The organism is Cysteiniphilum sp. (assembly GCF_057495195.1).
The window spans coordinates 42,474-61,666 of the sequence record NZ_JBXTEF010000028.1; the positions used below are offsets into that span (position 1 = coordinate 42,474).

Annotated in this window: 18 protein-coding genes and 2 pseudogenes; 17 read left to right on the forward strand and 3 right to left on the reverse strand. The window is 40.0% G+C overall.

Annotated features, from left to right (window positions below; all coding sequences use genetic code 11):
• Positions 1-5: 5 nt before the first annotated feature.
• From bamA to rpsJ, 14 genes are all read left to right on the forward strand, one after another.
• On the forward strand, positions 6-2,414 hold the full coding sequence (bamA, locus tag ACY10D_RS02810) for an outer membrane protein assembly factor BamA (protein ID WP_486999272.1): 2,409 nt from the start codon (positions 6-8) through the stop codon (positions 2,412-2,414).
• Between the two features lie 59 nt (positions 2,415-2,473).
• On the forward strand, positions 2,474-2,995 hold the full coding sequence (locus ACY10D_RS02815; protein WP_486999273.1) for an OmpH/Skp family outer membrane protein: 522 nt from the start codon (positions 2,474-2,476) through the stop codon (positions 2,993-2,995).
• Positions 2,996-3,150: 155 nt separating this feature from the next.
• Positions 3,151-3,363 (forward strand): 30S ribosomal protein S21, encoded by a 213-nt coding sequence (gene rpsU, locus ACY10D_RS02820; RefSeq protein ID WP_117002909.1) that lies wholly within the window; start codon positions 3,151-3,153, stop codon positions 3,361-3,363.
• 138 nt (positions 3,364-3,501) lie between these two features.
• Complete coding sequence (locus ACY10D_RS02825; RefSeq protein ID WP_192484899.1) at positions 3,502-3,948, forward strand: GatB/YqeY domain-containing protein; 447 nt, start codon at positions 3,502-3,504, stop codon at positions 3,946-3,948.
• A gap of 9 nt (positions 3,949-3,957) precedes the next feature.
• Complete coding sequence (gene dnaG, locus ACY10D_RS02830; RefSeq protein WP_486999274.1) at positions 3,958-5,742, forward strand: DNA primase; 1,785 nt, start codon at positions 3,958-3,960, stop codon at positions 5,740-5,742.
• Positions 5,743-5,878: 136 nt separating this feature from the next.
• Entirely contained in the window at positions 5,879-7,789 is a 1,911-nt protein-coding gene (gene rpoD / locus ACY10D_RS02835) for an RNA polymerase sigma factor RpoD (protein WP_486999275.1), read from the forward strand.
• Positions 7,790-7,845: 56 nt separating this feature from the next.
• Complete coding sequence (locus ACY10D_RS02840) at positions 7,846-8,235, forward strand: DUF1425 domain-containing protein (protein WP_486999276.1); 390 nt, start codon at positions 7,846-7,848, stop codon at positions 8,233-8,235.
• An 87-nt stretch (positions 8,236-8,322) separates the two neighbouring features.
• A complete protein-coding gene (gene recA / locus ACY10D_RS02845) occupies positions 8,323-9,351 on the forward strand; it encodes a recombinase RecA (RefSeq protein WP_486999277.1) in 1,029 nt (342 codons plus the stop codon).
• A complete protein-coding gene (locus tag ACY10D_RS02850; protein WP_486999278.1) occupies positions 9,338-9,781 on the forward strand; it encodes a regulatory protein RecX in 444 nt (147 codons plus the stop codon). The genes recA and ACY10D_RS02850 overlap by 14 nt, the downstream gene beginning before the upstream one ends.
• Positions 9,782-9,950: 169 nt before the next feature.
• Positions 9,951-11,243 carry an adenylosuccinate synthase gene (locus tag ACY10D_RS02855; protein ID WP_486999279.1) on the forward strand — a complete coding sequence of 431 codons (1,293 nt, stop codon included), beginning with the start codon at positions 9,951-9,953 and terminating at the stop codon, positions 11,241-11,243.
• A 132-nt stretch (positions 11,244-11,375) separates the two neighbouring features.
• A complete protein-coding gene (gene rpsL / locus ACY10D_RS02860) occupies positions 11,376-11,750 on the forward strand; it encodes a 30S ribosomal protein S12 (protein ID WP_117002722.1) in 375 nt (124 codons plus the stop codon).
• A gap of 29 nt (positions 11,751-11,779) precedes the next feature.
• Positions 11,780-12,253, forward strand: a complete 474-nt coding sequence (rpsG, locus tag ACY10D_RS02865) for a 30S ribosomal protein S7 (protein WP_192485295.1) — start codon at positions 11,780-11,782, stop codon at positions 12,251-12,253.
• Between the two features lie 15 nt (positions 12,254-12,268).
• Positions 12,269-14,365: an elongation factor G gene (fusA, locus tag ACY10D_RS02870; RefSeq protein WP_486999280.1), complete on the forward strand. Its 2,097-nt coding sequence runs from the start codon at positions 12,269-12,271 to the stop codon at positions 14,363-14,365.
• 18 nt (positions 14,366-14,383) lie between these two features.
• Positions 14,384-14,707, forward strand: coding sequence for a 30S ribosomal protein S10 (gene rpsJ, locus ACY10D_RS02875; protein WP_225630079.1), 324 nt, complete (start codon positions 14,384-14,386; stop codon positions 14,705-14,707).
• 87 nt (positions 14,708-14,794) lie between these two features.
• On the opposite strand, the gene ACY10D_RS02880 is transcribed toward rpsJ, so the two are convergent.
• Positions 14,795-15,433 (reverse strand): outer membrane beta-barrel protein, encoded by a 639-nt coding sequence (locus ACY10D_RS02880; RefSeq protein WP_486999281.1) that lies wholly within the window; start codon positions 15,431-15,433, stop codon positions 14,795-14,797.
• Positions 15,434-15,580: 147 nt separating this feature from the next.
• On the opposite strand from ACY10D_RS02880, the gene serC reads away from it, so the two are divergent.
• Positions 15,581-16,639 carry a 3-phosphoserine/phosphohydroxythreonine transaminase gene (gene serC / locus ACY10D_RS02885; protein ID WP_486999282.1) on the forward strand — a complete coding sequence of 353 codons (1,059 nt, stop codon included), beginning with the start codon at positions 15,581-15,583 and terminating at the stop codon, positions 16,637-16,639.
• On the opposite strand, the gene ACY10D_RS02890 is transcribed toward serC, so the two are convergent.
• A complete protein-coding gene (locus ACY10D_RS02890; protein WP_486999283.1) occupies positions 16,620-16,922 on the reverse strand; it encodes a nucleotidyltransferase family protein in 303 nt (100 codons plus the stop codon). The genes serC and ACY10D_RS02890 overlap by 20 nt on opposite strands.
• A 4-nt stretch (positions 16,923-16,926) precedes the next feature.
• Positions 16,927-17,343 (reverse strand): nucleotidyltransferase substrate binding protein, encoded by a 417-nt coding sequence (locus ACY10D_RS02895; RefSeq protein WP_486999284.1) that lies wholly within the window; start codon positions 17,341-17,343, stop codon positions 16,927-16,929.
• A gap of 147 nt (positions 17,344-17,490) precedes the next feature.
• On the opposite strand from ACY10D_RS02895, the pseudogene cmk reads away from it, so the two are divergent.
• A pseudogene (cmk, locus tag ACY10D_RS02900) lies at positions 17,491-18,159 on the forward strand ((d)CMP kinase); the annotation flags it as partial.
• A gap of 90 nt (positions 18,160-18,249) precedes the next feature.
• Positions 18,250-19,188 (forward strand): annotated as a pseudogene (locus ACY10D_RS02905) (AGE family epimerase/isomerase); the annotation flags it as partial.
• Between the last annotated feature and the right edge of the window lie 5 nt (positions 19,189-19,193).

The following is a 19,193-nucleotide window of genomic DNA, read 5'->3' on the forward strand; positions in this document are numbered from 1 at the left end:
TTAGCTTGAGCTTGTCATTGAAAAAAACATTGTTACTTACGCTTTTAGGCGTGGCACCTTTCACTGGTGCCTACGCACAAAATAGCTTTATTGCTAAAAGTATAAAAGTTGAAGGTTTGGAGCGTATCTCAAAAGAAACTGTGCTGAATGATTTAGGTATTCATACAGGTGAAAAGGTAGACGCAGCAGAAACTAACAAGGCAATTAAGTCGCTTTACAGTAGTGGTTTTTTCAAAAATGTACAGCTATATCAAGATGGTAACAGTCTGATTGTAAAGGTGTCAGAGCGCCCAGCCATCAGTGCGGTTGATTTTGATGGTAATGATAAGATCAAAAACGATGACATGAAAAAAGTCTTGCGTGAAGCAGGGCTTGATGTTGGTAATATTGCTAATCCTGAGATACTATTTCAGGTCAAGCAGTCGTTGTTGATGCAATATGCGTTGATGGGTTATTACTCAACGACGGTTGATATACAAGAGATTAAAGAAGCGCGTAATCGTGTGGCAATCAAGATTAATATCGCTGAGGGCAAAACTGCAACCGTGCGTCGCATTAATGTGATTGGTAATAAAGCATTCTCGCAAAGTGAGCTTCTTGATAATATAACCTTTAAAACACCGTCAATTTGGAATTTATGGGGGCTGTTTACCTCAAAGGCGGATTACTCACCAACCAATATGCAGTCATCAACTGAGGATCTGAATAATTACTATATGAATAATGGTTACTTAGATTTTAAAGTGACATCACATCAAGCCTCGCTATCACCAAATAAAGAAAATGCATTTATCGCCTTTGATGTGAACGAAGGTGAAGTGTATAAAGTCTCTAAAGTATCATTAGAAGGTAAATTTGTTATTGCGAAAGCCGATCTTGAGAAGCTTATTAGTTTTAAAGCAGGGGACACATTCTCACGTCAAAAAGTATTAGATAGCGCTAAGGCAATTACGCAAGCGTTGGGGGACAAAGGTTATGCTTTTGCCAATGTTAATCCAGTGCCTAATGTTGATAAAGATAATAAGACAGTAGCATTAACTTTCTATATCGATCCCGGTAAAAAAGTCTATATTAATCAGATTAATTTCCTAGGGAATAACGTCACTAATGACTATGTCTATCGTCGACAGATGCAATATTTTGAATCAGGTGTTTATAATCAATCGATGATTGATCAATCGAAGATTAAGTTACAAAGAATGCCATTTGTCCAAGATGTGACGGTTAAAAAAGTCCCAGTCCCTGGCTCGGATGATCTGGTTAACATGGACTATGACATTAAAGAAAGAAGTGCTAATACAGTCAGTGCAAGTATTGGTTACTCACAACTATATAACTTTATGATTGGTGGTAATCTATCACTACCAAATATTCAAGGTACGGGGAATCAGTTCTCTATTGGCGCGAATTTATCAAGTGTTTATCAAAGCTTGAATATGTCGTATACCGATCCGTATTTTACCCAATCAGGAATAAGTCAAACGATTAGTACCTATTTGTCACGTACAGATTATGATGATACCTCAATTGCGAGCTATCGCTTAAATCAATATGGTGCAAATTTAGGCTATAGTATTCCAACATCAGCATTTGACTCGATTAGTGTCGGCGGTGGCGTTGATCATACGCAAGTGCTGCAACCAAGTGGTGGTACATCGAGTATTTTAGAATGGTTTGTTCAACAAAATGGCGGTCAAACCTCGTTTAATACATTTACCGTTAATTTGGGGTGGAATCATAACTCAACGAATCGCGCGTTCTTCCCAACAGAAGGAACAACTTTAGGCTTAAATGGTACTGTATCAGTGCCAGGGATTAGTGATCTACAGTGGTATAAAGTCACGGGATCTGCCGGCTTCTTCCATCCAATTGTTGGTGATGTCACGCTTTCTGTTAAAGGTGGTCTTGGTTATGGTAATGGCTATGGAAGCACCGAGTACTTACCATTCTTCCAGAATTTCTATGGTGGAGGCTGGGGCTCGGTTCGTGGCTTCTCTCAAGGGGGTATGGGGCCTTCTGATACCTATACACCAAATGGTACTCCGCCTCAGCCAGAGCAAGGTAATGCCATTGGTGGTAACTTAAATGTGTACACTAATATGGATATTTTGTTCCCAATCCCAGGCTTAAAAGATAGTCGCAATATGCGTCTGGGTGTGTTCTTTGATGCGGGTAATGTTTATAACACTTACAATATTCCAACGTATAATTCAGGTACAAATAGCGGTGTCATTTGGCCAGGAACGGCCGGTGATAAGTCCCCAACATTCTCAAACCTACGTTATTCAGTGGGTGTTGAATTCCAATGGTTGTCGCCTTTAGGTGCAATGGCATTTAGCTTGGCAAAACCATTAAATGCTAAACCAGGAGATTCAACGCAAGTATTCCAGTTCACACTGGGGCAAACGTTCTAACCCGTTAAGTTGAAAAGTATGATCAAGATTTCAAGTTTAGTTAAATCTAAGGAGTAAATATGAAAAAATTAGCAATGATTGGTTTGGCGTCAATGGCAGTTACTAGTGCTGCCTTTGCTGCAGATGCAAGCAGCTTGAAAATTGGTTTGGTTAATCCGGTTGAGATTTATCAATCCGTGCCACAAGGTGAACAGAGCATTCAGGCATTACAAACGAAGTTAAAGCCAAAAGCAGATGAACTGCAAAAACAGCAACAGAGTTTAGTGGAAAAAATGCAAACTTTGCAAACGAATGCGCCAACGTTAACGAAATCTGATTTGGATAAGCAGCAAAAAGCATTAACTGATGAGCAGGATAAGTTCAAACAACAAGCCATGGCATTTAAGCAAAGCGAGATGCAGCAAGAGCAAAAAATTGCTCAAGATTTCCAAGCAAGCTTTAATACTGCGGTTGAAGCTGTTGCTAAAGAAGGGAAATATAGCCTAATCCTAAGCTCGCAAGCAGTAGCATACGCGGCACCTGATTTGAAAGTCGATGTGACTGGTCAAGTGGTTGCACAGATGAAAAAAGATAAAAAATAGAGAAATTCTTTGCCTTTCAAAGGAAAAGTTTGTAGACTTAGCGCGCATTTAATTTTAGCTGTCTTTAGAGTATTCAATAAAATGAATCAGAAGCCTGTGAATTAGATAATTGACTTTTAAAAAAATTTAGATGGCATTTAAGCGAGGTGAGATGTATGCCAGCAGTACGTGTAAGAGAAACAGAACCATTTGATGTTGCATTGCGCCGTTTCAAGCGTAGCTGTGAAAAAGCGGGAATCGTTTCTGAGCTTCGTCGTAGAGAATTTTATGAGAAGCCAACATGGGAGCGCAAACGCAAAAAAGCAGCTGCAGTTAAGCGTTCAATGAAGCAGTCTATGCGTTCAACTCCAGCAGCAGCTCGCCGCTAGGAAGTAGAAGAAGTAAAAGATTGCAATAAACAGTCGGCCAGCTATGCTTTAACGGTGTAGTTGGCTTCTGTGTTTATGGCAATCAAAAAAACTATACATATACTTAATTTAATAAATAAAACTGTTAGGATTTAGCAAATGTCTGAAATACGCGCACGTCTTGTTGAAGATATGAAAACCTCAATGAAAAATAAAGATAAAAATCGTTTATCAACGATCCGTATGGCGTTGGCGGCATTTAAGCAAAAAGAGGTTGATGAGCGTGTTGAGGTAACTGAGGATGATGTGATTAGTATCCTGACAAAAATGATCAAGCAACGCAAAGACTCTGCAGAGCAGTTTAAGCGCGCAGGCAGAGAAGAGCTTGCACAAAAAGAGCTTGATGAAATTGAAATTTTACAAGTTTACTTGCCAAAACCATTATCAGAAGATGAGATTATTGAAATTATCCAGCGTGCTATTTTAGAAGTTGGCGCATCTTCAGTGAAAGATATGGGTAAGATTATGAGTGCGATAAAAGCAGAACTTAATGGTCGTGCTGATATGGGTAAAGTCGGTTCAATGATCAAATCACAATTATCGTAAACACTCGCCATGAAGGGGAATATTCCCGCTGATTTCATCCGTCAAGTCGTAGCATCGACTGATATTGTTGATGTTATTTCAAAATATGTCACGCTCAAAAAAACGGGCAAAAATTTCATGGCGTGCTGCCCATTTCATAATGAAAAAACGCCATCATTTTCAGTCAGTCCAGATAAGCAACTTTATCACTGCTTTGGCTGCCATGCCTCTGGTGATGTCATTGATTTTATTGCAGATTACAATAGCTTAAGTTTTATTGAGGCGGTTGAAGAGCTTGCGTCAATGCAGAATCTTGAAGTGCCTTATGATCAAAGTGGTAAAGATCAATCCAAAGATAAATTAACACAATCAATTTATGATGCCTTACAAGCGGCAAATAAATATTTTCAATGGTGCTTGCGCTTTGATGCCAATAAAGATGAGGTTATCGAGTATATTAAATCGCGGGAACTCTCGGCAAAAACAGCGAAGTATTTTCAAATGGGTTATGCGCCTAATCAATGGCAAGCATTATATGATGTGCTGAAAAAGCAATTTTCATTGGACGTTTTGGACCAGGCAGGCTTAGTGGTTCGTAAAGATAAGGGTGGAGCATATGATCGTTTTCGCGAGCGCTTGATGTTTCCGATACGTAATCGTAAGGGTTCAGTTGTGGGGTTTGGTGGGCGCGTGTTGCCTAATAAAGATGCCAACCCTAAATATCTTAACTCACCTGAAACGCCTGTGTTTTTTAAAAGTCATGAGCTATATGGCTTGTATGAGCTTAAAACTCAGCATAAAAATCCTGAGCATATCATGGTGGTTGAAGGCTATATGGATGTCATTGGCTTACATCAACATGGTTATAGCACAGCAGTTGCGACATTAGGAACTGCTTTATCAGCATCGCACTTAAAGACATTGTTTCGTCACACCTCAGAGATTATTTTGTGCTTTGATGGCGATACCGCTGGGCAAAATGCTGCTTTAAGAGCATTTGAGATGGTGTTGCCTGTGCTTGATGAGCATAAAAAAGCACGATTTTTGCTATTGCCGAAAGAGCATGATCCTGATTCATATATCAAAGAAATGGGACTAGAAGGTTTTAATAATGCCTTAAAAGAGGCCTTAAGTTCAGCAGATTTTTTTATTCAAACTCTGCTGAGCAAATATGATTTAAACAGCGCAGATAGTCTGGCGCAATTGATTGAAGAGGCAAAGCGAGTATTAAAAGCCATTCCTGAAAGTGCCTATACGCTGATGATTGTTGAGCAATTGGCGAAAGCAACCGATGTGTCTTCGTTGCAGTTGCAACGGATGATCAAGCAAAAAGCGCATGATACAAAACAAAATGATAGCAACATGCAGCTAAAACGTTGGCAGTTAAACGTTAATAAGCTGAGCTTGGTTGAAAAAGCATTAGCGTATTTGTTAAGTATGCCAACAGAGGTGCATGATGCGCTGAATGCGCAACCACTAATGGAATTTGAATGTGTAACAGAACAACACTTTATTTTGCTTGATGCTTTGAAAGTAATCAGGCAAAATAGCGGGCTGTCTTCTGCTGTGCTTGTGCAAATGCTTGTTGAAAAATATCCGCAATTTAAGGCGTATTTCTATCAGCTATTGCAAGCACAAAGTGAGCTTGATGCAGTGCAGCTTATTGATGAATTAATGGCGATGTTAGATAAGATAATGAAGCAGGCATGTCAAAACGAATTAGAACACCTGATATTAAAAGCAAAAACATCTATCTTAACAGCGACAGAAAAACAAAGAATGCAAGCAATTTTATACAAAGTAGAAAAAATATAGCTACACTTGATTTATGTTGCTAAATCACCAAAGGGGTAAGCGCAAAAATGCGATAAATTACGCAAATAAGGCGTAGACATATTGTGTCTTTGAGTGATGAATATAAGTAGTTAAGAAACTTAGAAGTGAGATTTTAATGTCAGATCAAACAAAAGAACAACAGCTCTCAAGAATCAAAGAGCTACTAGCGTTGGGACGTGAGCAAGGCTATTTGACCTATGCTGATGTTAATGATTATTTGCCAGATGAAATTACTGATCCGGAGCGTATTGAAGAAGTAATTCAGATGATCAACGATGTTGGTGTCAAGGTGTTTGAATCAGCGCCTGATGCAGAAGATTTGTTATTGCTTGAAGCTGAGTCAGAGAACACATCAGATGATGATGCGGTGCAAGCGTTATCTTCCGATGGTGATTTTGGGCGCACAACTGATCCTGTTAGAATGTATATGCGAGAAATGGGTGCGGTTGATCTATTAACGCGCTCGGGTGAAATCGAAATTGCTAAACGGATTGAGCATGGCACTAAAGAGGTGCTTAATGCATTGTCTGAATATCCTTATGTGATTAAGTCGTTATTGGGGCGCTATCAGGATTTAACGGATGCAGCACGTGAAGAGCATATGCAGCTTGAGGATGAGGAAAGAGAAGAAACACCATTGTATAAGTTTATTAAATTCTCTGATTTAATCTCAGGCTTTAATGAGGGTGATGAAATTGATGCCTCAGGTACAGATGTTGGGTCAATGCTTGATAATCCAGAAGAAACGTTAGAAGAAAGTCAAACAGAAGAAAGTAGTTCTGATGATGACGAGGAATCAAGTGGTGGGACGGTAGATACTGCGGAAGATACAGGGCCTGACCCTGAGGTGGCAGCGCAAAAATTTGCCGAGATCGAGGCTAAATTTAATTATTTACTAGATCAAGAGGTAGGTAGCAAGGCATATATCAATGCGGCCAGCGAAGTGTCTGCATTGTTCTTAAGCATGCGTTATACCAGTGCGCAGTTGAACCGCATGATTAACTCAATTCGAGGCTTGGTAACTGAAATTCGCGGACATGATCGCAAAATTATGCGTTTATGTATCGAAAAAGGCAAAATGCCGAAGCAGTATTTTGTATCGCGTTTTCAAGGACGTGAAACGGATACCAATTGGCTAGATAGTTGTATTGATAAGCATCCAGATCTTGTCAATGTGCTTGAAGATGCTAAAGCAATTCAAGTGAAACTAGGATTAATTGAAGATCGCGCGGATATGTCAATTTATGATTTGCGTGAAGCAAGCAAACGCATTTCAGTAGGTGAAGCAAAAGCACGACGTGCAAAGAAAGAGATGATTGAGGCAAACTTGCGTTTGGTGATTTCAATTGCTAAAAAATATACCAACAGAGGTTTGCAGTTTTTAGATCTAATTCAAGAAGGAAATATCGGTTTAATGAAAGCGGTTGATAAGTTTGAATACCGTCGTGGTTATAAGTTTTCAACCTATGCAACGTGGTGGATTCGCCAAGCAATTACCCGTTCAATCGCCGATCAGGCGCGCACGATTCGTATTCCTGTGCATATGATTGAGACGATTAATAAGCTTAATCGTATCTCGCGTCAGATCTTACAAGAAACAGGTAAAGAGGCGACTCCAGAAGAATTAAGCCAACATATTGATATGTCGGAAGATAAGATTCGTAGAATTATGAAGATTGCCAAAGAGCCGATCTCGATGGAGACGCCAATTGGTGATGATGAAGATTCTAACTTGGGTGACTTCATTGAGGATTCAGTATCTGATTCACCGGTGGATAGCGCTACAAGTGAGAGTTTGCGTGAAGTAACTAAAGATATTCTAAGTACGCTAACCGAGCGTGAGGCAAAAGTTTTGCGTATGCGCTTTGGTATTGATATGAACACCGATCACACACTAGAGGAAGTTGGTAAGCAATTTGATGTGACACGTGAGCGTATTCGTCAGATTGAAGCAAAGGCATTGCGTAAGTTAAGACACCCATCGCGCTCAGAAACGTTAAAGAGTTTCTTATCTGAATCATCATAAGTGTATTTTTTCTTTCAGCTAATACTGTTTATTTACGTATCAAAGGAGTTATAAAAATGGATATGATTAAGCTTAAATATGTAAGTGTTGCCACTTTGTTAGCGTTGGGTTTAACAGGGTGTGCTAGTCGTTGTATTACAATTCCAGCCAATGCAACCTCTGCAGAGAGTTTCGGTTCTGGCTTTGGTCAGTTAAAAGCCATGCAACCAGTAGTAAGAACATCAGCAGGTGACACCATCCAAGGGCAAGTGTTGGTGCAAAACAAAAAATCAGCAACTCAAAACTTCCAGTATCAAGTGCAATGGCTAGATAAAAGCGGCTTCAATGTTGGACAACCACAACCGTGGACGCCAGTAGAAGTGTATGGTGATTTACAAAAGATGATTACCTTTAGCGCACCAACGCCAGATGCCACAAGCTATAATGTTTCTTTTTGTCGGGTGTAGAGTATTATCCCTTTTGTTCATTCCACATAAATGTTACATTAATTGCCGTGTTTTCAATCTTAAAAATTTATCTACTCGAGGAAGGTTATGAGCAATAAAGAACAAGCGTTAAATTCAGCGTTATCACAAATTGAAAGACAGTTTGGAAAAGGCTCTATTATGCGTATGGGTGATACTGATTTGGCTAAAGATATCGAGGTAATTTCCACAGGATCAATTGGTTTAGATATTGCCTTAGGGGTTGGCGGTTTACCAAAAGGGCGTGTTGTTGAAATCTATGGCGCGGAATCTTCAGGTAAAACAACCTTAACATTACAAGCGATTGCGCAGTGCCAAAAAAATGGTGGGACCGCTGCCTTTATCGATGCTGAGCATGCACTTGACCCAGTGTATGCCGAAGCTTTGGGTGTTGACCTTAAAAGCCTAATTGTGTCACAACCTGATACAGGTGAGCAAGCGCTTGAGATTACCGATATGTTGGTACGTTCAGGTGGAGTTGATATCGTTGTTGTTGATTCAGTTGCTGCCTTGACGCCAAAAGCTGAGATTGAAGGTGAAATGGGTGATTCACACATGGGCTTACAAGCGCGCTTAATGTCACAAGCCTTACGTAAATTAACAGCCAATATCAAGCGTTCTAATACATTGGTGGTATTTATTAACCAGATTCGTATGAAGATTGGCGTGATGTTTGGCAATCCTGAGACAACAACAGGCGGTAATGCATTGAAATTTTACTCCTCTGTTCGTTTAGAGATTCGCCGTGGTAGCCCGATTAAAAAAGGTGATGAAATCTTAGGTAATGAGACCAAGGTTAAAGTCGTTAAAAATAAAGTCTCACCACCATTTAAGCAGGCAGAGTTTGATATTCTCTATGGTGAGGGGACATCTCTTGAAGGAGAGTTGATTGATCTAGGGGTGAAGTATAACCTCGTCGATAAAGCCGGTGCCTGGTATAGCTACAATGGTGATCGAATCGGGCAAGGAAAGGATAATGTGCGTACATACTTGAAAGAAAATCCGCAAGTTAAAGAGAGTTTACACAAAGCGCTAATGACCACGTTGTTACCGAATGCGGCAAAGAATAAATCAGTCTCAAGCGATGCCGAAGAATAATAACGAACGAGACTATCTTTTCTATTTGTTATCCAAACAAGAATATTCCTATACGCAACTAAAGCAAAAATTAGTTCAGCGCAACCATATTTCCTTGACTGAGATTGAGAACTTACTACAAGAATTCGTCGATAATAATTGGCAGTCAGATGAGCGTTGTGCCGAGCTTATGATTAAAAGTGCTTTATACAAGCATTATGGATTATTGCGGATTAAACAAAAGATTATTTATGAAAAAGGCATAGATGTTTCTATTTTTGAAAAGGTACTTAATGCGTTGGATATTGATTGGTTTGAACAAGCACAGTTATGTTATCAAAAAAAATATCATGACAAAGCGCAAGGCCTAAAAGAAAAACAAAAACGCTTGCAATATCTGCAACGCCAAGGTCATAGCTTAAGCATGGCATTGGAGATTGTTTCAAGTTGACGGGGTAGATCAGAATGAGTTGAGTTTTAATTATATCCCTCACCCGTGCAGATCATTTACACATCATTGCATAGTGGTTCATGACAAGACAAAAACTCAAGCATTTTATTTGTCAAGTCTATCAAAACTCTTTAACATGCTACTGTAATTAGCAAAGTGAGGAATTTCAGTGAACCATAACATTGTTATCTTAGGTAGCCAGTGGGGTGATGAAGGTAAGGGTAAAGTCGTGGACTTTTTGACAGATAAAGCCGATGCTGTGGTACGGTTTCAAGGTGGTCATAATGCCGGGCACACCTTGGTCATTAATGGTGAGGTAACTAAGCTGCGCCTTATTCCATCAGGTATTTTACACGATGGTGTCAAGAGTTTTATTGGTAATGGTGTCGTGGTTTCATTGGAAGCTTTACATGCTGAGATGAATGAATTGTTAGCGCGTAATGTGCCAGTGTTTGATCGCCTGCGTATTAGTGAGGCATGCCCTTTGGTGTTACCTGTACACGTTGCCTTAGATGAAGCGCGTGAAGCGGCGTTAGGTGAGCACAAGATTGGTACAACAAAGCGTGGCATAGGTCCCGCGTATGAAGATAAGATTGCGCGTCGCGCAATTCGTATAGGTGACTTAGCACACCCTGAGAAATTAAAAGCAAAACTTATTAATCTATTAGATCTGCATAATTTCACCTTGCAAAACTATTATAAAGTAGATGTTCATTTTGATTTAGAAGAAACTTATGCATCATTATTAGATTATGCAAAAACAATTTTGCCAATGATCACTGATGTATCAGCAGAGTTAAATGCCATTCGTTTCAACAAAGGTAAAATCATCTTTGAAGGCGCGCAAGGGACATTACTTGATATCGATCATGGTACTTATCCATTTGTCACCTCGTCAAACACAATCTCGGGTACGGTGGCATCAGGAGCGGGCTTTGGTCCATGCTACATTGATGCAGTTGTCGGTATCACTAAAGCCTATACTACGCGTGTTGGCAGTGGTGCTTATCCCACTGAGTTGTTTGATGAAATTGGTGAGCACTTAGGTGTTAAAGGCTGTGAATTTGGTACAGTCACAGGTCGTAAGCGTCGCACGGGGTGGCTTGATTTGGTTGCATTGCGTCGTGCGATTGAGATCAATAGTATCACATCAATTTGTTTAACAAAGCTTGATGTTTTGGATGGTTTAAGAGAGATAAAGGTTTGTGTGGCATATGAATTAGATGGTAAAGAGGTTTCCTATCCGCCGTATGATAATGCCGACTATGTGCGTTGCAAGCCAATTTACAAAACATTAAAAGGCTGGTCTGAAGAGACATTTAAGCAAACGGACTATAATAAATTGCCTCAAACAGCACGTGACTATGTCAGCTTTATCGAAAAAACGCTTAATGTACCGATTGATATTATTTCAACCGGTCCTGAGCGTAATCAGAATGTGATTGTGAAGAATATTTTCTAAAGTAAGCGGTTCAAAATCCGCGATTAAAAATCTAAATCCATTTCTTGCATAACAGCATGGCTTTTGTATATAATGCCGCGTCTTTTTATATTTATGCAAAGATTAGATGTTTAAAAAACTACGGAGTAAATAATGGCAACTATTAACCAGTTGGTGCGCAATCCGCGCAAAAAGAAGGTTGTAAAAACGAACGTGCCAGCGTTGAAAGCATGTCCGCAAAGACGTGGTGTATGTACGCGTGTTTATACAACAACCCCTAAGAAACCAAACTCAGCGTTAAGAAAAGTAGCGCGTGTGAGATTAACTAGCGGTTTTGAAGTAACGACTTATATTGGTGGTGAAGGTCATAACCTACAAGAGCATAGCGTTATTTTGATTCGTGGTGGTCGTGTAAAAGACTTACCAGGTGTGCGTTATCACACAGTTCGCGGTGCGCTTGATACTTCAGGTGTTAAAGACCGTAAGCAAGCACGCTCTAAGTACGGTACTAAGCGTCCTAAAGCATAAGTTTAATTTGTATTTAAAGGAAATATAAAATGTCTAGAAGAAATCGAGCACCAAAGCGCGAAGTGTTGCCAGATCCGAAGTTTAAAAGCGAGATCGTTGCAAAATTTATCAATCACATCATGTTATCAGGTAAAAAGTCTGTAGCCGAGAAAATCGTCTATGGTGCTTTTGACCAAATCGAAACTAAAAAATCAGGCGAAAAAGCGACTGAAGTTTTTGAAAAAGCTTTAGAAGCTGTGGCTCCTATGGTTGAAGTTAAGTCACGCCGTGTTGGTGGTGCTACTTACCAAGTTCCTGTTGAAGTTCGTCCAGAGCGTCAAATGACAATGGCGATGCGTTGGATCATTGATGCTTCACGTAAGCGTAAAGAAAAGAGTATGGCATATCGTGTTGCAGCTGAATTAATGGAAGCTGTTGAAGGTCGAGGCGCTGCTGTTAAGAAGCGCGAAGATACACACAAAATGGCAGAGGCGAACAAAGCATTTGCTCATTTCCGTTGGTAAGATTGGAGAATATTTATGTCACGTACGACAGAACTTGAAAAGTATAGAAATATTGGAATTTGTGCCCACGTAGATGCGGGTAAGACAACAACGACTGAGCGTGTATTATTCTATACGGGTGTTTCGCACAAAATTGGTGAGGTGCATGATGGTGCCGCAACAATGGACTGGATGGAGCAAGAGCAAGAGCGTGGAATTACAATTACCTCTGCTGCTACCACAGTTTTCTGGCAAGGTATGGATCAACAATTTGACAAACATCGTATTAACATTATCGATACGCCAGGACACGTTGATTTCACGATCGAAGTAGAGCGTTCTTTGCGTGTTTTGGATGGTGCAGTTGTTGTATTCTGTGGTTCATCAGGTGTAGAGCCACAATCAGAAACAGTATGGCGTCAGGCAAACAAGTATGGCGTACCACGTATCGTTTTTGTTAACAAGATGGATAGAGCAGGTGCAAACTTTGAGCGTGTTGTTGATCAGATTAAAACACGTTTAAAAGCCACTGTAGTACCAGTACAGTTGAATATTGGTGCTGAAGATGAATTTAAAGGTGTTATTGATCTTGTTCGAATGAAAGCAATCATGTGGAATGAAGAAGATAAAGGCTTAACATACTCTTTGGAAGAAATTCCAGCTGAACTTCAAGAGCGTGCTGAAGAGCTTCGTCAAGAGATGGTTGAAGCAGCGGCTGAAGCTAGTGAAGAATTGATGGAGAAGTATCTTGAAGGTGGTGAGTTAACAAATGATGAAATTCATGAAGCGTTACGTCGACGTGTTATTGATAATGAAATCGTGTTAGCATTCTGCGGCTCTGCGTTTAAAAACAAGGGTGTACAAGCCGTTCTTGATGGTGTTGTTCGTTACCTGCCGGCACCAAATCAGGTTCCAGCTATTAAAGGAGAGCTTGAAGACGGTACTGAAAGTTCACGCACCTCTTCAGATGAGGCGCCTTTTGCTTCTTTAGCATTTAAACTTGCAACAGATCCATTTATTGGTAACTTAACATTCGTTCGTGTTTACTCTGGTGTATTAAAGTCAGGTGACTCAGTATATAACCCAGTCAAAGGTAAAAAAGAGCGTATTGGGCGTATTGTTCAGATGCATGCCAATAAACGTGAAGAGCTAAAAGAAGTTCGTGCGGGTGATATTGCAGCTTGTATCGGCTTAAAGCAAGTTACAACTGGTGACACGCTATGCGATGAAAAGCAAATCATTACACTTGAGCGTATGGAATTCCCTGAGCCAGTTATCTCAGTTGCTGTTGAGCCAAAATCAAAAGCAGACCAAGAGAAAATGTCAATTGCCTTGGGTAAACTAGCGGCAGAAGATCCATCTTTCAGAGTGCAAACAGATGAAGAGTCAGGTCAAACCATTATTTCAGGTATGGGTGAGCTTCATTTGGATATTATTGTTGATCGTATGAAACGTGAGTTCAAAGTTGAAGCAAACGTAGGTAGCCCACAAGTAGCATATCGCGAAACAATCAAACAAGCGGTTGATGCGGAAGGTAAATTCGTACGTCAATCAGGTGGTCGTGGTCAGTACGGTCACGTATGGGTTAAGCTTGAGCCACAAGAAATGGGCAAAGGCTTTGAGTTCGTTGATCAAATCGTTGGTGGTGTTGTTCCTAGAGAGTACATCGGAGCGGTTGGCAAGGGTATTGAAGAGCAATTACAAAACGGTGTAATCGCTGGCTACCCAATGATCGATGTTAAAGCAACACTTTATGATGGTTCTTACCATGATGTGGATTCATCTGAGATGGCGTTTAAAATCGCAGGTTCTATGGCGGTTAAGTCAGGTGCGCAAAAAGCAACGCCTGTGATCCTTGAGCCTTTGATGAAGGTTGAAGTTGTTACGCCTGAAGAGTACATGGGTGATGTTATCGGTGACTTAAACCGTCGTCGTGGCATGATCTCTGGTATGGATGAAAACCCAAGTGGTAAAGTAGTGAATGCATTGGTGCCATTGGCAGAAATGTTTGGTTATGCAACTAACGTACGTTCAATTTCTCAAGGACGTGCTTCATTCTCTATGGAGTTTGAGAAGTATGCAGAAGTACCAAACAACATTGCAGAAGACATCATTAAAAAGCGTAACTCATAATTAGAAGGTTTGAATAAAATGGCAACAAATATTAGTAACCAACGCATTCGCATCCGCTTGAAAGCGTTTGACCATAAATTAATAGATCTTTCAACAAAAGAGATCGTTGAGACAGCGAAAAGAACTGGCGCACAAGTAAAAGGTCCTATTCCTTTACCAGTACGCAAAGAGCGTTTCACGGTATTGATTTCTCCACACGTTAATAAAGATGCGCGTGATCAATATGAGATAAGAACACATAAGCGTTTGATTGATATCGTTGAGCCAACTGAAAAAACAGTTGATGCATTAATGAAATTGGATCTTGCTGCTGGTGTTGATGTGCAAATTAGCTTAAGCTAAGACATATATTATCTAAGCTGCTTTTAAATAGTGGCAATTATTAAAAGCGACCTAGTGTCGCTTTTTTTATATCTGATATCTAGCCAGTTACATCGGTAATGTATAGCTGATATAGGCACTTAAGCTCGCGCTTGCCGCTACTTTAACATCGTTGCCATCAATGGAGTCGCTAGCACGAATTTTTGCGGTTGAGCCAAATAAATAACTAAACTGTCCACCAATATTAATCCCATTTTGGAATATATAACCCGCGCCAACAACAATGGTTGGTAGAAAATCGGAGTTACTCCTGTCAACATTAGGTGCGAAATAGGCGCCCATATTGGTAATATCTTGATGGACGTAAGTCGCGCCACCCTTAACAAAAACATTAACGCCATTAGTGAATGTATATTTACCGGCGACAAGAAGCGGGATATACCATTGATTAAGCATTGATTTGTCTGAACCATCGGCTTTGAGTGATGCAAGATCATAGCCATAACCAAAGCCAGACTCCAAGCCTAAGCTAATGTGTTGATTTAAAGCAAGATCATAACCGATCATAACACTGCTGATCGGTCCGCCTTCTGTTTTGGTGGTATTGCTAGTAATGCCACTTGAATCATAGCTTGCAGCGGATGCAGCACCGGCTGCGGCACCAATTACAAGTCCTGTTTGGGCGCTTTGGGCAAAAACAGATGTCGATAATAGGCATAATGCTGTAACGCTTAATATTTTTTTCATAGATACTCTCCTGTGGTGAATTACTAAGGATGAGTATAACCTTTAATAAATGATAAATGGAATAAAAAGATGCTACAATAAACACTGCAATATGGGGTGTTGCTAGTATATAATTTTCAACAATTTTAATGCACCAAGTCACATAAAATGTATCAACTTAATTTTTGCGCAGGGCCTGCAAGTTTACCCGAGTCTATTTATCAAACGTTGAGCCAAATGGTTTTAAATTACCAAAATACCGGTTTGTCGCTGTTGTCCTTGTCACATCGTGATCAATTATTTGCTGAGATCAACAATAAGATTAAGCAGCATTTGCGTACTCTTTTGGCGTTGCCTGAAAGTTATGAAATATTATTGATGCCCGCAGGTGCCAGTGCGCAGTTTGCCGCTGTTCCAATGAACCTTAAGCAGAATGGCAGGGCGCTATATATTAATAGTGGTTACTGGGCAAAGGCAGCGATTAAAGAGGCAAAAAAGTTTATTGAAGTCGATACGATTGAAGGTGTGGATAATGCGATTGATCATATTGTGGATGTCTATGATTATATTCATTACACAGAAAATGAAACGATTGATGGCGTGATATGGCAAAAGATACCTGAAACTAATCTGCCGTTGGTTTGTGATATGTCTTCAAGTTTTTTATCAAAACCACTCGATGTGACTAAGTTTGATTTGATTTACGCAGGAGCGCAGAAAAACATTGGCTTGCCAGGGGTGACGGTTGTTTTGATTAAAAAAGCATTGATTGAAAATATCAAGCAAAAGGCGATTCCGGCTGTGTTAAGCTATCAGACAATGCAGCAAGCAGATTCTTTGTATAATACGCCGGATATGTTTGCTTGGGCAGCAATGGAGTTGGTACTTGCTGATTTGATCAAACAAGGCGGATTAGATGTTGTTGCTGAGAAGAATGCTTATAAAGCTGCGCTACTCTATGAAGCAATTGATCAATCAAAGCTCTATAGCAACAAGGTGCCGCTGCATAATCGCTCACCGATGAATATTGTATTTCAACTACCAAGCGATGAATTAACCGCTAAATTTCTGAATTTCGCAGATAGCCAAGGTGTCTATGGTATTGCAGGGCATCGCAGTATCGGTGGTATACGTGTCAGTTTATATAATGCAATTGAGCTTAAGGCTGTAGAGCAGCTTGTTTCAGTAATGCGTAAGTTTGAAACGCTTAACGAGCAAATAAGGTAATACCATGGCGATCAATATGTGACTTAAGCTCAGGGTTGGTTAATTGTGTGTAAATTGATATATCAAACAAATAAGGCAGGAAAAGTGCATCAATAGCTTCTTCAAGTTGGAACAAATCCTTCACTGTTAGATCATCGCCGATAAGTGTTAGATCAATATCAGAGCCAGTGTGATAGTTTCCCTTGGCGCGTGAACCATACAAAATAGCTTTTGTAATCTTTGGCTGCTGACTTATCGCGTGGGTAATCGCAGCAAGCGCTTTATCCGTTAATCCGTAGGGCATGTTGCTACTCTTTTGCTGCCAAGTTTTTTAATGTTTCAGCAAGCTCAGTGAAGCAGCTGATATATTCATTTAGGGTCAATGTAGCAATTTCTTCGACCGTGCTTTCATCATAAGTGTGAGAGGTTAAATTGCGACTTTTAATCATTTGCATCCAAATATCACCATTGTCAATTAAGCCATTGGCAAACGCTTGCCTTGTTGCATCTTTTGATCCGAAAATATCCTCGGTACTGCCGCGATGTTTAAGAAAGTCCTTTAATGTTTTCCAAGCAAGTTCATGAGTGTATTCAAAGGCTTGAATAAGTCCTTGTTTTTCAAGTAATGACAAAGGTCTTTGATGTGCTAGCGTGACGGCACTTTGTAATTGCGAGAGTGCTTTTTGATAGTTGTCAAAGCGTTGCAGCCAGCGAATATCTGTCATTATTATATTCCTCGTTAAGTTGAAAGTGCGCATAAGGGGTATTATAGATTGGTTTCTGAAACAATAGATAGTAGAATTGGGCAAAGACTTGTGTGTATACCGTTCGTAAATCATTTTGCGGTATATAGTGTTTAGGATTTATTTTAGATGTCAAATAAAGTTGAAATTATTACCATTGATGGCCCAAGTGGCGTCGGCAAAGGAACCTTATCACGCCTATTAGCGCAGAAACTTGATTATGCACTGTTGGATAGTGGGGCGATTTACCGCTTGGCAGCACTTCATGTGCTTGATCATGGGATTGATATAAATCATGAGCAGTTGCTGTATGATGAACTGAGCCAATTGAATATTCACTTTACCGTTGAGGGTAATCAAACAAAAGCTTTTTTAGATGGTGTGGATGTCACCGCGCGCATTCGTCAAGAGCAAACAGGGATGATGGCGTCTAAAATTGCCAAGATCTCAATAGTGCGCGATGCATTATTAGCTTGCCAGCAGTCTTTTGCTCAAGGTGTTACAGGCTTGGTTGCCGATGGACGCGATATGGGGACGGTGGTTTTTCCCAACGCAAGACACAAATTCTTCTTAGAAGCGGATAGTAAAATACGTGCGCAAAGGCGTTATGATGAGCTTATCACTAAAGGTCAAAAAGCCGACTTCACAGAGATATTAACGCAACTTGAAGCTCGTGATCATCAGGATCGCAATCGTGAAGTGGCGCCATTGAGACCTGCTGAAGATGCATTGATTATTGATACAGGCTTATTGGATGTTGATGAGGTCTTTGCTAAGGTTTATGCGGCAGTTAAGGTTAAAAATAATAATAAACAGATGGCAGCTGCTATTGATGCCTATCATCAGTTGTTGATAAAAGCCATTGAACAGTTGGGCTATGCGCCTGAGTTTTTAAATGCACCACAAAAGATAGATCAAGCCAATACACGCCTATTGTGTCAAACGCGTAGTTTGTTCTTCCTATTAATATATGGCAAATTAACAAATACACAAGCTGCTAATGCATATGCCTATAAAATATATCAAGTGATGAAATCGCAATATTTCGATGAGCGCAGCAAAGCTTGGATTAAAACGCAAAACTCAAAAGATGATAATGATCTGTATGAGTATGCTTTTGTCTTGTTTTCCTTGTCAGTGCTGTATGGTACGTTTAAAGAGCAAGTGATTAAAGAGGATATTGAATATGTCAATAAGCTGATCACGCAAAAGTTTATTGCAGATGATTTTAAAGCACTCAAAGATCAAAGCGGTATCATTGGACAAAATGCATTAATGCATCTCTTTGAAGCGTATTTAAGTGCCTATCGATACACCGAAGCACCGAGTTTTAAAACGCAAGCTGAGGCGTTATATCGTGAGATTATTAGACTGTTTTTTGATGATGAAAGAAATCTCATGCGCGAATACTCTAAAGAAGATAAAAGTGCACTATTTGAGCCAGGACATAGTTTTGAGTGGAGCAGTTTGATTGTTGAGGCGCAAGCGTTGGGCGTTGATATTGATGCAATGAGTGATCATGTTCGCTTGTATCAAGCGGCGGCTAAAGCTGGTATAAATGATCGTGGGTTTATTAAGCCCAATCTAAATGATACGTCTAAAGATACACAATATCGCATTTGGCCAATGTTGGAGTATGTGCGTTATTTGGCAATGACGGCAAACTATGAGCACTTAGACAATGCCTTGAATATTTTTTCAACGATATTTCTTAAGCATGATTTACCGATTGAATATGTTGATAGTGAAGGTGCTGTAGGCTTTGATGATGTTAAATCAACAACAGGCTATCATTTGATGAACTGTTGGCAGTATATGTTGCGATAAAAAGA

Bases quoted from the DNA above. Each gene is read 5' to 3' on its own strand.
- ACY10D_RS02890 (WP_486999283.1), bottom strand. From the start codon at position 16,922: ATGCCCTACGGATTAACGGATAAAGCGCTTGCTGCGATTACCCACGCG.
- rpoD (WP_486999275.1), top strand. From the start codon at position 5,879: ATGTCAGATCAAACAAAAGAACAACAGCTCTCAAGAATCAAAGAGCTA.
- ACY10D_RS02850 (WP_486999278.1), top strand. From the start codon at position 9,338: ATGCCGAAGAATAATAACGAACGAGACTATCTTTTCTATTTGTTATCC.
- dnaG (WP_486999274.1), top strand. From the start codon at position 3,958: ATGAAGGGGAATATTCCCGCTGATTTCATCCGTCAAGTCGTAGCATCG.
- rpsJ (WP_225630079.1), top strand. From the start codon at position 14,384: ATGGCAACAAATATTAGTAACCAACGCATTCGCATCCGCTTGAAAGCG.
- ACY10D_RS02840 (WP_486999276.1), top strand. From the start codon at position 7,846: ATGGATATGATTAAGCTTAAATATGTAAGTGTTGCCACTTTGTTAGCG.
- ACY10D_RS02815 (WP_486999273.1), top strand. From the start codon at position 2,474: ATGAAAAAATTAGCAATGATTGGTTTGGCGTCAATGGCAGTTACTAGT.
- ACY10D_RS02880 (WP_486999281.1), bottom strand. From the start codon at position 15,433: ATGAAAAAAATATTAAGCGTTACAGCATTATGCCTATTATCGACATCT.
- rpsU (WP_117002909.1), top strand. From the start codon at position 3,151: ATGCCAGCAGTACGTGTAAGAGAAACAGAACCATTTGATGTTGCATTG.
- rpsG (WP_192485295.1), top strand. From the start codon at position 11,780: ATGTCTAGAAGAAATCGAGCACCAAAGCGCGAAGTGTTGCCAGATCCG.
- rpsL (WP_117002722.1), top strand. From the start codon at position 11,376: ATGGCAACTATTAACCAGTTGGTGCGCAATCCGCGCAAAAAGAAGGTT.
- fusA (WP_486999280.1), top strand. From the start codon at position 12,269: ATGTCACGTACGACAGAACTTGAAAAGTATAGAAATATTGGAATTTGT.
- ACY10D_RS02825 (WP_192484899.1), top strand. From the start codon at position 3,502: ATGTCTGAAATACGCGCACGTCTTGTTGAAGATATGAAAACCTCAATG.
- recA (WP_486999277.1), top strand. From the start codon at position 8,323: ATGAGCAATAAAGAACAAGCGTTAAATTCAGCGTTATCACAAATTGAA.
- ACY10D_RS02895 (WP_486999284.1), bottom strand. From the start codon at position 17,343: ATGACAGATATTCGCTGGCTGCAACGCTTTGACAACTATCAAAAAGCA.
- serC (WP_486999282.1), top strand. From the start codon at position 15,581: ATGTATCAACTTAATTTTTGCGCAGGGCCTGCAAGTTTACCCGAGTCT.